The following is a 14,632-nucleotide window of genomic DNA, read 5'->3' as shown; positions in this document are numbered from 1 at the left end:
CTAGGCAGCTCGTCCGGTGACCGCGAGAGACTACACTGACAAATCATGTCGCCGAACGGTCAAGCCATGGTGCTCTCCGCACCCGCCGGCCCCACCGCCATGGTCTTCGGCGCGGGCACCCTGCCCGCCGGCCACTGGTTCGACGCCCACCAGCACCCACAGCATCAAATCGCCTGGGCCGCACGGGGAGTGATTCTGGTCGAAGCGGCCGGTGGACAGTGGGTGCTACCGCCCACCCGGGCGCTGTGGATCCCCGGCGGCACCCGGCACCGCACCGGCACCACCGGCGGCGCGACCATGCGCGGCATCTACCTCGATCCGGCCCGCACGCCCCTGTCCTTCCCCGCACCGACCATGCTGCGGGTCAGCGCCCTGCTGCACGAACTCTTCGACCACCTCACCGCCGACACCACCACCCCAGCGCAGCGCACCCGCGCCGAAGCGGTCGTCTTCGATCTGCTCGACCCGGTCGACGTGATCCCCATCGGCGCACCCATGCCCACCGATCCGCGCGCCCGACACGTCGCCGAGGCCCTGCTCGCCGACCCGGCCGACCCCCGCACCCTCGACGATTTCGCCCGAACCGCCACCGCCGGCCCGCGCACCCTGGCCCGCGCATTCGTCACCGACACCGGAATCACCTTCGGCCACTGGCGAACCCAGATCCGCCTGGCGGCCTCCCTGCCGCTGCTGGCCGAGGGCCGACCCATCGCCCGGATCGCCGAGCGGGTCGGCTACGCCACCCCCAGCGCGTACGTGGCCGCCTTCCGCCGCGATGTCGGCACCACTCCGGGCCGTTATTTCGCACGGTGAGATTCACCCGCCGCACCGGAGCTGGACTGCCGATCCGTCGCAATTGCCGGTGTTGCGACCGACATTCCGTGCCAACCTCGGGTTGCCGCCGGGACTCGGTGCGCCGCAGGGGTTACCGTTCCGGCCGCCGCGCCCGCGCCGCAGACGACCGCGCGCCAGGGCTCGGTGAGCTACAAGTCGTGTGCCGATGCCGTAGCCGGCGCGCCCCGTTGCACCGCGGCGACCCCGGCTACAGCTCGAATCTCGACCGCGCCGGCGACGGGATCGCCTGCCAGAAGTGAAAGCGGCTGCGCGACAGCACCGTGGCCGATCGGCGGCGATCATGCCTGTCGGACCCTCGGGCTAACGTCGCTGTCATGGCGACTGCGCGATACTCCTTCTCCGCTGAGGTCTGGGAGCACGACGGGCCGGCGTCCTGGCATTTCCTGAGCTTGCCGGAGGCGATCGCCGATGAGATCGAGGAGTTGTACGGCAAGCAGGCCGGTGGGTTCGGGTCGGTCCGGGTGCGGGTGGTCATCGGTGCGAGCCGGTGGGCCACTTCGCTGTTCCCGGATCGCAAACGGGCGACCTATGTGCTGCCGGTGAAGAAGCCGGTGCGGGTTGCCGAGGGGATCGCCGCGGGCGACCGGGTGGCGGTCGAGCTGTCGATCGTCTGACGGCGATTCCCTCGGGGGGTCAGAGTCGGCGCAGGGCCGCTATGCGTTCGGTGAGCTGGTCCGCGGTGGCGAGAGCTGTTGGGGGGCCGCCGCATTCGCGGCGTAGGTCGCCGTGGATGACGCCGTGCGGTTTGCCGGTGCGGTGGTGGTGCATGGCGACCAGGGAGTTGAGTTCGCGGCGGAGTTCGCCGAGGCGGTCGGAGGTGGCGGCGCGTTCGGCGGCGGCCGCTACCTGGGGGCCCGCCTCGACGGGGCGGGCGCTGCGGTCCTGAATCTGGCGGGCCTGGCGTTCGTTGAGCAGGGCGCGCATCTGGCCGGCGTCGAGCAGGCCGGGGATGCCGAGATAGTCGGCCTCCTCGTCGCTGCCGGCAAAGGTGGCGGTACCGAAGGAGTCGCCGTCGTAGATGACCTGGTCGAGTTCGGCGTCGGCGGCGAGGGCTACGAACTTCTTCTCTTCTTCGCCGGGTTCGTCCTTCTGCTTGTTGGCGTCGTTGAGGAGTTCGTCGTCCAGGTCGCTCTTCTCGCGATGCGGCTTGCCGATCACGTGGTCGCGCTGGACCTCGAGCTGGGCGGCCAGATCGAGCAGCACCGGGACCGACGGCAGGAAGACGCTGGCGGTCTCACCCGATTTGCGGGCACGCACGAACCGGCCGATGGCCTGTGCGAAGTAGAGGGGGGTGGAGGCGCTGGTGGCGTAGACGCCGACGGCCAGGCGCGGCACATCGACGCCTTCGGAGACCATGCGCACGGCGACCATCCACGGGTCGGTGCTCCTGCTGAACTCCTCGATGCGATCGGAGGAGCCCGGATCATCGGAGAGCACGACGGTCGGTTTGCTGCCCGAAATGTGTTCCAGCAGTTCGGCGTAGTCGCGCGCCTTCTCCTGATCGGTGGCGATGACCAGGCCGCCCGCATCGGGCATACCGGTGGCGCGCAGCTGACGCAGGCGAGTATCGGCGGCGGTCAGCACCTTCGACATCCAGTCACCGGCCGGATCCAGCGCGGTGCGCCAGGCGCGGGCGGTCTGCGCGGCGTCCAGCGGCTCGCCGAGGCGCGCGGAGTACTCCTCCCCCGCGCTGTCGCGCCAATGCGCCTCACCGGAGTAGGCGAGGAAGACCACCGGACGGACCACGCCGTCCGCGAGGGCCTCGGAGTAGCCGTAGGTGTGGTCGGCGCGCGACTTCTCGAAACCCGACTCGTCGGGTTCGTAGATGATGAACGGGATCTTGGAATCGTCGGACCGGAACGGCGTACCGGTCAGCGACAGCCGCCGGGTGGCATCCCCGAAGGCTTCCTCGACCGCCTCACCCCAGCTCTTGGCGTCACCGGCGTGATGGACCTCGTCCATGATCACCAGCGTGCGCCGGTTCTCGGTGCGCACCCGGTGCTTGAACGGATGCGAGGCGACCTGCGCGTAGGTGACGACCACACCGTGATAGTCCGAGGAGGTCGAGCCGGTCGAATTGGAGAAGTTCGAATCCAGCTGAATCCCGTTGCGCGCCGCCGACGCCGCCCACTGATGCTTGAGATGCTCGGTCGGGGCCACCACCGTGATCTGGTCCACGGTGCGGTCCGCCAACAACTCTGCCGCCACTCGCAGCGCGAAGGTCGTCTTACCGGCACCTGGCGTAGCGACGGCGAGGAAATCGCGAGGCTTGGTCGTCAGATACTTGGTAAGTGCCCTGCGCTGCCATGCACGTAACGAACCGCCACCACCCGAAGTCACTCGGTAGAGATTAGCCACCGGGACCGACTGCTTTCCAATCCGACACAGCCTGTTGTAGTGCGCCACGACACATACGGCACAAGTGCGCCACAACACAGCGCGGGTCCACGCCCATTCGAAACCCTGGTACGCGATGCTGTAGCCACCATGAACGAGCACGACCACCCGCCCCGACTTCCCGACGCACCGGCGCCGGACGCGCCCAGCGTGCGCATAGTCACACGTTTGCGCCATGCCGGGCAGCGCGGCTGGGAGCTGATCGCGCACGTCGCGGTGAAGGCTTGGGACGATTCGATATTCGCGAAGTCGGCCGCCGCGGCCTTCTGGCAGACGCTGTCGCTGGCTCCGTTGTTGCTCGGGCTGCTCGGCAGTCTCGGCTATGTCGGGCACTGGTTCGGGCCGAACACGGTGAACATCGTGGAAACCAAGATCATCGCCTTCGCCCGGAAGCTGTTCAGTCCCAGCGTGGTCGACGACCTGGTCGGGCCGACCGTCGTGGATGTGCTGCAACGCGGGCACGGCGGCGTGGTGTCGGTGGGTTTCGTGCTCTCGCTGTGGGCCGGATCCTCGGCGATGGCCACCTTCGTCGATGCCATCACCGCCGCGCACGGGCAGGCGACCGCGCGGCATCCGGTCTGGCAGCGGATCTTCGCACTGCTGCTCTACGTCGGATTCCTGGTCGCGGCGGTACTCATCCTGCCGCTGGTGGCTCTGGGCCCTAGCCTGTTCGGGCGCGTATTGCCTTCGGGCTGGCGCGAACCCGGGCTGCGGCTGATCGACGCGTTCTACTATCCGGGCACCGGATTCCTGCTGATCATCGGGCTGACCACGCTGTACAAGCTGGCGCTGCACCGGACGCTGCCCTGGCATCGGCTGTTCGGCGGGGCCTTGGTGGCGGGTGTGTTCTTCATGGCGGCCAGCGAGGGGCTGCGGCGGTATCTGACCTGGGTCACCCGGACCGGCATCAGCTACGGGGCGCTCGCCACGCCCATCGCGTTCCTGCTGTTCACGTTCTTCCTCGGGTTCGCGGTGATCCTCGGGGCGGAATTCAATGCCAGCGTGCAAGAATTCTGGCCCGCGCGCGCCACCCGGCTCTCCCAGATCCGGCTCTGGCTGGCTCGTCGCAGACAGTCACAGGTCTCGACTAGTTTCATCGCGTAACCGGGAGCGATCGGAGGTAGCGAGGGTGGACGAGGCACATCTGGCCATAGCGCGTTTCCTGCGGGAACGCCGGATGGCGGCCCGCCTCACCCGGGCCGAACTCGCCCGCAAGGCAGGCGTTTCCGAGGCGCTGATCCAGAAGCTCGAACAGGGCACCCGGCCGCCGACCCCGACCGCATTGCACGCGCTCTTCCAGGCCCTGGACGTGCCGCCGGTGTATCGCGAATACGCCGCGCTGGTGTTGCAGCCGGAGCTGACCGCGGTCGCCAACGGCATCGAACCGACCGCGTCGGAACTGGATCTGCTGGCTTCGCTGCCCCATCCGGCCTGTTATCAGCACGCGCCCGCGATGGATCTGATCGCCGCCAATGCCGCCTATGCCCGCGCGTTCCCGGGACTCGAGCCGGGCCGCAACATCATCGAATGGTTCCTGAAGGATCCGCGTTCGCGCCTGGTGGTGGAGAACTGGCAGCGCGAGGTGCACGTGCTGGTGCAGGCGTTCCGGCATATGGCTCCCGGTATCGTCGCGCCGGATCGGATCGAGGAGATCATCCGGTTGTGCGAGCCGTCCCCGGAGTGGCAGCGGCTGTGGTCGACCGATCTGCCGACCGAGCTGATGGAGTTCCGGCCGGTTCGTATCCGTCCACTGGCAGGCGGCGAGTGGACGGCCATGAACGTCCACATCCTGCGCTGTGAGGTTCCGCGCCGGGAATGGTGCCTCTACACCATGATCCCGGTGCGACCCGAAACCGTTCCACATACCGAGCGGTCGCTGATCATCGACTAGCTTTCTCCCAGTCGGATCGGGAGTGCTGGAGGTCGCAGGTGGACGAGTCGTATTTGGCGATCGCGGGCTACCTGCGGGAACGCCGCAACTCGATGCGCCTGACCCGCGCCGAACTCGCCCGCAAGGCCGGCGTCTCGGAGGGGCTGATCCAGAAACTCGAACAGGGCACCCGGCCGCCCACCCCCACCGCGCTCGCCGCGCTCTTCCAGGCCCTGGAAGTCCCGCTGATGTACCGCGAATACGCCGCCACCGTGCTGCAACCCCAGCTCACCACCATCACCACCGCCATCCCGGAACCGACCCGGGCGGAACTGAACTTCCTGGAGAGCTTCCCGCATCCGGCCTGCTTCCAGACCGCGCCGGCCATGGATCTGGTCGCCACCAACGCCGCCTACCGGCGCGCGTTTCCCGGGCTGGTGCGCGGGGCCAACATCATCGAATGGTTCCTGCGGGATCCGCGCGCGCCCTTGGCATTCGAGAGCTGGGAGCGGGAAGCGCACCGGATGATCCAGGCGTTCCGGCACATGGGCCCCGGACTGATCGCACCGGAACGCATCGAGGAGATCATCGCCAAATGCGCGGGCTCCCCGCACTGGGAGCGCCTCTGGTCCACCGATATCGACCCCGCCGAAATGGATTGGCGCCCACTGCGCATCCGGGCGGCCGACGGCGGCGGCGAATGGCAGAACATGCACGTCCACCTGCTGCGCTGCGAACTCCCGCGCCGCGACTGGTACATGTACTCGATGGTGCCGTACAGCGATTCCGAGCCCGGACTGTTCGAAGCGCGATAGCGGCGGCAGGGCACGCAAAGAATCAGCAACTGTGCTGCCGGCCTTGAAAACCCTTCGTAGGTCGTCACGCTGGAGTGCCCCGGGTGACAGCTAGGGTGGGCAGCATGGCTACCGGCAAACGGGTGAAACTTGCGCTCGGCAGCGGCGGTGCGCGCGGTTACGCGCATATCGGGGTGATCGCCGAACTTCAGGAGCGCGGTTACGAGATCGTCGGGGTGGCGGGATCGTCGATGGGTGCGCTCGTGGGTGGGTTGTTCGCGGCCGGGCGGTTGGACGAATTCACCGCCTGGGCAACCACGCTCGGGCAGTTCGAGGTGGTGCGGCTGCTCGATCCGTCGCTCACCGAGCCCGGGGTGATCCGGGCCGCCAAGATCCTCGACCGGATTCGCGTCATGCTCGGCGATCTGCGCATCGAGGAGTTGCCGATCCCGTATCTGGCGGTGGCCACGGATCTGTCCGTCGGCCGGAGCGTCTGGTTCCGCAGCGGAGACCTGGACAGCGCCATCCGGGCGTCCATCTCGATTCCGGGGTTCATCACCCCGGTGCTGGTCGACGGTCATGTGCTGGTCGACGGCGGGGTGCTCGATCCGCTGCCGGTGGTGGCCACGCTGGCGCTGGGGCCGGCGGATCTGACCATCGGGGTGGATCTGTCGGGGGCTCCGGATCCGGTCTACGACCGTGAGCAGCCGCGCACGAACTGGTTCCGGCAATGGTGGCGGTCCAGCGCGCAGCCGCAGGCGCTCACCAGCATTCGCGCGACCGATGTGGCGCAGCGCTCCATCGATCTGATGCTGGCCGCGCTCACCCGCCAGCATGTGGCCGCGCACCCGCCGGACCTGGTGGTGGAGATCCCGCAGAACGTGTGCGGCACCATGGATTTCCATCGCGCCGGACCGATCATCGCCCAGGGCCGGGCGCTGGCGGCCGCGGCCCTGGACCGGCTGGCCGCGGATTAGTCCTTGCCGCGACCGGCCCGGATCTCGAAGCCCCAGTTGTATCGGCGGGAGATCTCGGCGACGCCCGCACCGGGCTGACCGGCGGGCGGGCGGATGAAGGTGCACTCGCGGCGCACCACCATCTCGCCGTTGACGTTCTCGATCATCGCCAGCACCGCGTCGCGCGAATCGTCCACGCAGCCATCGAGTGTCATCTCGATGGGCAGGCTGTTGATCGGGAACAGGGTGGCGGTGGCCTGGACGCCGCGGAAATCCCGGGCGCCCTCGTAGATCGAGGTGAAGATCAGGATGCGCTTGAAGAACTTGGTGAAATCCAGGTTGATGTCCAGGTTTTCGCCGTTCGCGCTGGCGCCGGTGCGGTCGTCGTGATCGAGCTGGATGAACGGCGGATTGTGCAGGTCGCCGAAGCGGCGGTCCAGGGCGCGCACGGAACCGATTGCGCCGTTGGCCAATTCGTAGAAGCAGCACAGGTCCAGGTCGATGCCGCCGTTACCGGCCCTGCGGCCGCCGAACAGGCCGCGCTTGTTGGTGGTCCAGTTCAGGTTGAACCGCATGGTGCCGCCGGTCGCGCCCGACTTGGTCAGCGAGACGGTGGGGGCTTCCTTGGTCAGGGAGATCTTGGACAGGTTGACCGGAGCGGTCGGGGGCGGCGCGACCGGCGGCGTGTAGGGCTGCTGCGGCGTGGGTGGCGGCGGCGTGAATTGCTGCTGCTGAGGCGCGAATTGCGGCGGAGGCGGCGGGTACTGCGGTTGCGAAGGCGATGTGTACGGCTGCTGCGGCGGCGTGAATTGCTGTGCGGGAGGCGGCATCTGCTGCTGCGGCGGCTGGGGCGCGAACTGCTGCGGCGGGGGCGGGGGCGGCGTGTGCTGCTGCGGCGGCGTGTGCTGCGGGGCAGGCGCCGGCGCATCATCCACGGAAATGCCGAAATCGGTAGCCAGCCCGGCCAATCCGCTGCTGTAGCCCTGCCCGACCGCCCGGAACTTCCACGCCCCCTGCCGCCGATACAATTCACCCAGCACGAACGCGGTCTCCACACTGGCTCCGGTCGGCTCGAACCGCGCCACCTCCGCGCCGCTCACCGCATCCAGCACCCGCACATACAAACCCCGGAACTGCCCGAAGTTCCCGCCGTCCGCGGAGGCCGCGATCACGATGGTCTCGATCTGCGGTTCCACCCGCGCCAAATCCACCGCGAGCCCGTCGAGCACCCAGGGTCCGCGCTGTTTCCCCTCGTACCGGACCGCTCCGGAGGGATGCACGGGCTGGTTGTAGAACACGAAGTCGTTGTCGGACCGGACCTTCCCCCCGACGAGCAACAACGCGGACCCATCCGCATCCGGAACCCCCGGCCCCGACTGCCACCCCAGTTCGACGCGAACAGAATTCGTCGGCACCGGAACATTGGCGCCCTTCATCATCGACACCCTTGCAACCTATACGAATCGGCCGCCGCCACCGCGACGACCGATCGAATCATCCGTCCACCACGGGGATGGATGCGGCGCTACTCAGCTCACCGAGTCGAGGGACGAGAAGACGACCACATTGGATTGGTAGCTCTTGGCGGCCTGGTCGAAATCGCCGCCGCAGGTGACCACCTGGAGGGTGGCGCCGCCGCGGGAGCCGTAGACGAGCTGGCCGGGGAATTGGGATTTCTGGTACATGCGGACGTCGGTGACCTTGAAGTGCGCGGTCTTGCCGTCCGCGCGGGCCACATCGATCATGTCGTTCGGCTTGACCTTCTTGAGCGCGAAGAACACGCCCTCGCCCTGGTAGGAGTCGACATGGCCGAGGATGACGGCCGAGCCCTGCTCACCCGGGGCCGGGCCCTGCTGATACCAGGCGGCCTGCTTGTAGTCGGCGGGTACCTGGACCGTGCCATCGGCATTGAGGCCCACCGCGATCAGCGATCCGGAGGTCTGGATCGAGGAGATGGTGAACGACACCGGCGTGGACCGGCCGATCGCGGCGGCGGTTTTCACACCGGAGCTGGGGACCGCCGCGGAGGTGCCGGCGGCCGAATCGCCGCCGGAGGAGCCGCACCCGGCGACGAGCGACAGCGCGATCGCGACCGCGGCGGTGAGGACACCCAGCCGCGGCCGGCGAATTCGCCTGGCGCTCATGGGGTTTCCGTGCGTGATGCTCACTTCGCGCGCACCACGCAGGCCATCCCGCCCGCGCCGGTTTCGGGCGCGCCCTTGGGAATCACGTAGCCGCCCGCGGGAACCCGGTCGGTGACCGTCGGACCACCCGCGATGCCGATGCTCGCGCCGACCGGAATGGTCATGCCGTGCACCACATCCGCGCCGGCCGCACCGGCTCCGGCGGTCACCAGGTTGACGCCGCCCAGCACATCGATGCCGCCGCTGCCGCCGGTCTGGACTCCACCACCGACGGTGCCACCGACACCCACGTTCCCACCGGTCTGCGCGCCACCACCCACAGTCCCGCCGACACCCACATTGCCGCCGGTCTGCGCTCCACCGCCGACGGTGCCGCCGACGCCGACATTGCCGCCGGTCTGCGCCCCGCCGCCCACGGTGCCACCGACGCCGACATTCCCACCGGTCTGCGCATCGCCACCGACCGTGCCACCGACGCCGACATTTCCGCCGGTCTGCGCATCGCCACCGACGGTCCCGCCGACCCCGACATTCCCACCGGTCTGCGCGCCACCGCCCGCGGTGCCGCCGACACCCACGTTGCCGCCGGTCTGCGCATCACCGCCGACGGTGCCGCCGACACCCACATTTCCGCCGGTCTGCGCCCCGCCGCCCACGGTCCCGCCGACCCCGACGTTCCCACCGGTCTGCGCATCGCCACCCACGGTGCCGCCGCCCCCGGCGTTTCCGCCGACTTGGGCTCCGCCGCCGACGGTGCCGCCCGCACCCACGCTCGGCTGTGCCGAGGCACCGCCGTTCACACCGGCCTGCACATCGACGCCGACCCCGAGCCCGCCGCCGCCGGTATTACCCCCGACCGTCGCGCCCCCACCGACATCGACCCCGAGTCCGACGCCGGGCGCCGGTGTCGTCGTCGTGGCGGGGTCCGCGGCCGCCGACGGCGCACAGAGAGCAAATGCGGCCGCGACGACCACCGCAGCCGGGAATGTCCTTGCCGACATCATGATTTCGCTTCCAGGAGATGTAGTTCGATGCTTTGCCGTCGGTCCCGGACCGCCTCGCGTTACCGACAAGTCACCCCGCATCGCGAAAACCCTGGCAACGTCAGCGCGTTCCAAACTGGACGTTCGCATAACCCCCTAATCCTGCACCTCGAAATCCCCTAACCCGAGATCGCATTCGGAAGCCCTCGAATCATCTGCCACCGATCCGAGCCCTCCCGAACTCCAGCGGGCGCCCGCTCTACGCGGCGATGGCACATACAAGGCCGGTCGGTACGATTTGTTGCGGGGGATCCATCCCCGTACAGCACCAGGGGGCATCGAGAGTGGGCGAAGGTACACCGGGAAGTCTGTTGCGAGTCACCGGATTTCCGACGACGAAGGCAATCGCCAGTCCCGATCTGTGGTCCGGGGCAGGGATTTCCGACGATCAGATCCGGGCGCTGGCCGTCGGCGCGTACTACGGCCGCAGTTGGGGCGCCTACTGCGATACCGTCGCCTTCGAACCGCCGATCCCCGATCGTTCGGGCACGACTCGCGAAGCGACGATCGACGCGCTGCACTCGGCGTGGGGCGTCGACAATGCCGACGATGCCCGCGACACCATCCGGAGGCTGCTCGCGGGCATGCACGCACCGCTGTTCACCTTGATTCATCCACTCGCGTCGGCGGCCGCCGGAGAGTCCTTCCGCCCCGACCGCACCAGCATCGCCTCGGAGCACCGCGATTTCTTACACACCTTGTCGAAGTTCCGCGGCTATGACGGCACGGCCGGACTCGACCGCGACTACGACGCCTGGCTGCAAGCCATCAAACTGGGTATCACCGCCGGCCTGCCGCAACCGTTGAATACCGATGCCACGGCATGGGATCTGGCCCGCGTGGTCTTCATCTCCCGCTGCGCGCACAGCGCCGGATACCTCGACGAGGACGAGGCCTGGGAGCACATGCTGGCGGGCCTGGCCCTCGCGCAGGAGCACTACCCCAACTGGCGGCAGTTCGGATCGGGCTTTCTCACCGGCGCGATCTACTGGGCCGCGACCCGGGACCTCGCGGCCGCGAAGGAACAGATCGACCAGCGCCGGCACAAGCTGCACGGCTTGCACACCCGCCCGTCGAGCCCGTGGCGACGGGTCGCTCTGCACCCCGGTACACCGGTGCTCCGGGCGGCGGAATCGGGCGGGACGTAGCCGAGATCAGCCCGGCAGCGCCACCAGGATCCCGAGGGCCTGCCGTTGGAACGGCTCCTCCTCGACCATGCCGAGTCGCCGCCGCTCCACCAGCAATTGCCACTCGGCGAACAGATCCAGCGAGGACGGCCGCGCCGGCGCGATGCCGCCGTCGACATGCTGGATCTCCTGGGCGAGGCGTAGGGCCGCGGCGAGCCGCTCGAAATCCACCGGCGCCCAATCGATGAACTCGAGTTCGGTGGGACCGGCATGAATCCTCAAGGTCGCCACCGCACCCTGCGCAGGCGGATTCACCACCTCGACCCCATCGACGGCCGCGACGGGCAGCTCGTACACGACGGCGGCCCCGACGAACAGCAACCGTAAAGTCGTCATGGCGATCAAACCCGGCGTTCCGCAATGACCGGCCTGAGCCAGCTCCATTACGTACTCATCGCTGCGGGCCAGCGTCTGCAATGCCGTGATCTCTCGAATCGAGTTGCCCGCGAACCGCATTCGCTGCGCCGCCCAGGTGACATCGCTGCGCATCGGACCGTGCGCCGAGGGCACCAGCGGCGGCGGCGTGAAGTCCGGGCGCGGCGGGAGCACGCGGCGGGCGGCCAGCAACTCCCGTTTCACGTCGCGGACCAGTTCGAGGGCACGATCTTTCTGCTCTGCCTCCAGGAAGATCGGGACCGGATGATGTTCGGTGGCAACCCCGTTCACCACGAACCCCGGCGACCGGAAGTACAGCAGCACCGCGATCCGGTCGTCGTCGGTGGCGGCGACCCGGATCCGGCTCAGCTCGGCGACGGGTATATCGAGGGCGATATCGTCGTCGGCTTGCAGCGGCTGGGTGACCAGCCGCCCGCCCCCGTATCGGATGACGGTCCGCCGCCCCCATACCTCGAGCATGGCTGTCCTCCCCTTACCAGCGAAATCAAGATCACCTGAATCATTTCACAGCCGATCCGGTGGGATTCGGCTCGCCTTCGCCCGCGTGATGGGCGGCGGCCCGGTGACGGTCAGGTCCGGGATCGGGCCGGTGTGGCGTTCGATCTCGACCAGGGACAGCTGGCCGGTGCAGCCCTGGGTGAGGCGGGAGGCGCCGCGGTCGGCGGTGACGGCATTGGGGTTGCCGTGGCGGCAGTGGGTCGGATCGGCGGGGTCGGGGTCGTACCATGCGCCCGTGGACAATTGGGCTACGCCGGGGCGGACGGCTTCGTCGATGACGAGGCCGGCCAGGCAGCTGCCGCGGTCGTTGTAGATGCGGACGATGTCGCCGGCGGCGAGGTTGCGGGTGGCGGCGTCGGCGGGGTGCAGACGGACCGGTTCGCGGTCGCTGATTTTGGTGGATCGGCTGTGGGCCCCGACGTCGAGTTGGCTGTGGAGTTTGGCGCGAGGCTGGTTGGCTACCAATTGGATCGGGAAGCGGGCCGCTTCGGGGCTGCCCAGCCATTCCTCGGGTTCCCGCCAGACCGGGTGGCCGGGGCAGTCGTCGTAGCCGAAGCCCGCGATGGTCTCGGAGTAGATCTCGATGCGGCCGCTCGGGGTGACCAGGGGGTGTGCGGACGGGTCGGCGCGGAAGTCGGCGAAGGCGATGTGTTCCTCGGCCTCGAGCGGTAGTTCGATCGCCTCGCCCGCCCAGAAGGTGTCGAAATCGGGGAGTTCGTGGCCGTTGCCGGCGAGCAGGCGCACACGCCATTCCTCGTAGAGGTAGCTCAGCCATTCCCGGACGGTGCGGCCGCCGGTGAATTCCTTTCCGACGCCGAGCCTTTCGGCCAGTTCACCGAAGATCCAGTAGTCGTCGCGGGCCTGGCCGTGCGGGGTGGTGAGGGCGGGCATCGGGAAGAAGAAGCGGTCGCCTTCGCCGGCGCCGTAGTCGTCGCGCTCGATGGTCATGGTGGCGGGCAGCACGATATCCGCGTGGCGGGCGGTGGCCGACCAGAACGGGTCGTGCACCACCACGGTGTCGGGGCGGGCGAAGGCGCTGCGCAGCCGGGCCAGATTCTGATGGTGATGGAAGGGGTTGCCGCCCGCCCAGTAGACGAGCTTGATATCCGGATAGCTGCGCTGTTCGCCGTTGTACTCGTAGGCCGCACCGGGATTCAGCAGCATATCGGCGATGCGCGCGACCGGGATGTAGTCGTCCACGGCATTGGCGCCCTGCGGCAGCCGCGGCGGCGAGGTCAGCCGGACGGCCTGACCCACGTTCGCGGCCGAACCGTAGCCGTGGCCGAATCCGCCACCGGGCAGGCCGATCTGGCCGAGCATGGCGGCCAGCACCACCCCGAGCCAGAGCGGCTGTTCACCGTAGCGCGCCCGCTGTAGCGACCAGCTCACCGCGATGAACGTGCGGCTGCTCGCCATCTCACGCGCGAGCAGCCGAATTCGTTGCGCGGGAATGCCGGTGATGGGTTCGGCCCACTCCGGATCCTTCACCCGGCCGTCCGCGCCGCCGCGCAGGTACTCGGCGAAACGCGGGTAGCCGACCGTGTGGGTGTCGAGAAACTCGTTGTCCGCCAGCCCTTCCGCGTCCAGCACCTGGGCCAGCGCCAGCATGAGCGCGGCGTCGCTGCCGGGGCGCGGGGCGATCCATTCGGCCCGCGCCTCCTGCGGAATGTCATCGCGCAGTGGGCTGATGGAGATGAACCGGCAGCCGTTGGCCCGCGCGGTCTCGATCCAGCCGCGCGCATTGTGCCGCGATACCCCGCCGGGCGAGACCGCGGAGTTCTTGGGCGACAAGCCGCCGAAGGCGACGATCAGTTCCGAATGCGCGGCCAGCACCGACTTGGTGGTCGCCCGCGCCATGATCGTTCCCATATCGGCGAGGATGTGCGGTAACAGCACCGTCGAAGCGCCGAGGCTGTAGCTGTTCCGGTGCGACACATAGCCACCCAGGCAGTTCAGGAACCGATGCACCTGACTCTGCGCGTGATGGAACCGTCCCGCGCTGGCCCATCCGTAGGAGCCGCCGTAGACCGCCGGCGCGCCGTACTCGCGGTAGACCCGCGCCAATTCCCCGCTCAGCAGGTCCAGCGCCGTCTCCCACGACACCGGCACGAACTCGTCGGACCCGCGCGGCGCGGCCCCGGGCCCGTCCGCCAGCCAGCCCTTGCGGACATGGGGCTGATCGATCCGGGTCGGATGATGCTGTGCCGAAGCGACATTCGAAATGAGCGGCGTCGGTTCCGGATCGCCCCGCCAAGGCCGCACCTCGGTCAGCCGGGTGCCGTCACTGCTCGCCTCGAACGCCCCCCAATGGGTGAGATGCGTAGCCATGATCTCGAACATACGCTCGCCCAACGACACTCCGATGGCGTCGTCGTTCCCGCCGAGCGCCGGCCGCGGACGCTGGGCGTCAGCGCCGGCCGAGGTCGCTACGCGTCCGGGCTCGAGGCCGGGTGCGAGCCGTTGCCGGCCGAATTGTCCGGCACCGCAAGGAA

14 protein-coding genes are annotated in these 14,632 nt (G+C 68.7%); 8 read left to right on the top strand and 6 right to left on the bottom strand.

What is annotated here, in order from left to right; genetic code table 11:
• The first annotated feature begins 45 nt into the window (after positions 1-45).
• The 3 genes from NI1_RS01755 (at position 46) to NI1_RS01750 (ending at position 1,469) form a co-directional block, all read left to right on the top strand.
• On the top strand, positions 46-813 hold the full coding sequence (locus tag NI1_RS01755) for an AraC family transcriptional regulator (protein ID WP_245663020.1): 768 nt from the start codon (positions 46-48) through the stop codon (positions 811-813).
• Complete coding sequence (locus NI1_RS40050) at positions 810-1,094, top strand: excalibur calcium-binding domain-containing protein (RefSeq protein WP_157534891.1); 285 nt, start codon at positions 810-812, stop codon at positions 1,092-1,094. The genes NI1_RS01755 and NI1_RS40050 overlap by 4 nt, the downstream gene beginning before the upstream one ends.
• 75 nt (positions 1,095-1,169) lie before the next feature.
• Positions 1,170-1,469, top strand: a complete 300-nt coding sequence (locus tag NI1_RS01750; protein ID WP_067813386.1) for a DUF1905 domain-containing protein — start codon at positions 1,170-1,172, stop codon at positions 1,467-1,469.
• Positions 1,470-1,488: 19 nt separating this feature from the next.
• Here NI1_RS01750 and NI1_RS01745 read toward each other — a convergent pair whose 3' ends face one another.
• Positions 1,489-3,195, bottom strand: a complete 1,707-nt coding sequence (locus NI1_RS01745; RefSeq protein WP_245663019.1) for a DEAD/DEAH box helicase — start codon at positions 3,193-3,195, stop codon at positions 1,489-1,491.
• Between the two features lie 255 nt (positions 3,196-3,450).
• Between NI1_RS01745 and NI1_RS01740 the strand changes: the two genes are divergently transcribed.
• From NI1_RS01740 to NI1_RS01725, 4 genes are all read left to right on the top strand, one after another.
• Complete coding sequence (locus NI1_RS01740; protein ID WP_439957228.1) at positions 3,451-4,356, top strand: YihY/virulence factor BrkB family protein; 906 nt, start codon at positions 3,451-3,453, stop codon at positions 4,354-4,356.
• A 25-nt stretch (positions 4,357-4,381) separates the two neighbouring features.
• A complete protein-coding gene (locus tag NI1_RS01735) occupies positions 4,382-5,143 on the top strand; it encodes a helix-turn-helix domain-containing protein (RefSeq protein ID WP_067813382.1) in 762 nt (253 codons plus the stop codon).
• Between the two features lie 38 nt (positions 5,144-5,181).
• Complete coding sequence (locus tag NI1_RS01730) at positions 5,182-5,937, top strand: helix-turn-helix domain-containing protein (protein WP_067813380.1); 756 nt, start codon at positions 5,182-5,184, stop codon at positions 5,935-5,937.
• An 83-nt stretch (positions 5,938-6,020) separates the two neighbouring features.
• On the top strand, positions 6,021-6,893 hold the full coding sequence (locus NI1_RS01725; RefSeq protein ID WP_439957214.1) for a patatin-like phospholipase family protein: 873 nt from the start codon (positions 6,021-6,023) through the stop codon (positions 6,891-6,893).
• Here the strand turns inward: NI1_RS01725 and NI1_RS01720 are convergent.
• The 3 genes from NI1_RS01720 to NI1_RS01710 all read right to left on the bottom strand — a co-directional run bounded on the left by NI1_RS01720 (position 6,890) and on the right by NI1_RS01710 (position 10,017).
• The gene (locus NI1_RS01720) at positions 6,890-8,311 is read right to left on the bottom strand and encodes a TerD family protein (RefSeq protein WP_169815544.1); all 1,422 of its coding nucleotides are present in this window, start codon (positions 8,309-8,311) and stop codon (positions 6,890-6,892) included. The two genes, NI1_RS01725 and NI1_RS01720, sit on opposite strands and share 4 nt — an antisense overlap.
• Positions 8,312-8,401: 90 nt before the next feature.
• Positions 8,402-9,016, bottom strand: coding sequence for a class F sortase (locus tag NI1_RS01715; protein ID WP_157534890.1), 615 nt, complete (start codon positions 9,014-9,016; stop codon positions 8,402-8,404).
• Positions 9,017-9,036: 20 nt separating this feature from the next.
• Positions 9,037-10,017, bottom strand: a complete 981-nt coding sequence (locus tag NI1_RS01710; RefSeq protein ID WP_157534889.1) for a hypothetical protein — start codon at positions 10,015-10,017, stop codon at positions 9,037-9,039.
• Between the two features lie 353 nt (positions 10,018-10,370).
• Here NI1_RS01710 and NI1_RS01705 point away from each other — a divergent pair, with 353 nt between their 5' ends.
• Positions 10,371-11,207, top strand: a complete 837-nt coding sequence (locus tag NI1_RS01705; RefSeq protein ID WP_067813376.1) for a DUF1266 domain-containing protein — start codon at positions 10,371-10,373, stop codon at positions 11,205-11,207.
• A gap of 6 nt (positions 11,208-11,213) precedes the next feature.
• Here the strand turns inward: NI1_RS01705 and NI1_RS01700 are convergent, their stop codons facing one another.
• Together NI1_RS01700 and NI1_RS01695 are read right to left on the bottom strand one after the other, a co-directional pair.
• Complete coding sequence (locus NI1_RS01700; protein WP_067813374.1) at positions 11,214-12,101, bottom strand: hypothetical protein; 888 nt, start codon at positions 12,099-12,101, stop codon at positions 11,214-11,216.
• A 45-nt stretch (positions 12,102-12,146) separates the two neighbouring features.
• Entirely contained in the window at positions 12,147-14,468 is a 2,322-nt protein-coding gene (locus NI1_RS01695) for a molybdopterin guanine dinucleotide-containing S/N-oxide reductase (RefSeq protein ID WP_067815062.1), read from the bottom strand.
• Positions 14,469-14,632: the final 164 nt, after the last annotated feature.

The sequence above is a fragment of the Nocardia inohanensis NBRC 100128 genome (genome assembly GCF_001612945.1).
Classification (GTDB): domain Bacteria; phylum Actinomycetota; class Actinomycetes; order Mycobacteriales; family Mycobacteriaceae; genus Nocardia; species Nocardia inohanensis.
Note: the sequence above shows the minus strand (reverse complement) of the source record. Positions and strands in the feature narration are given on the sequence as shown.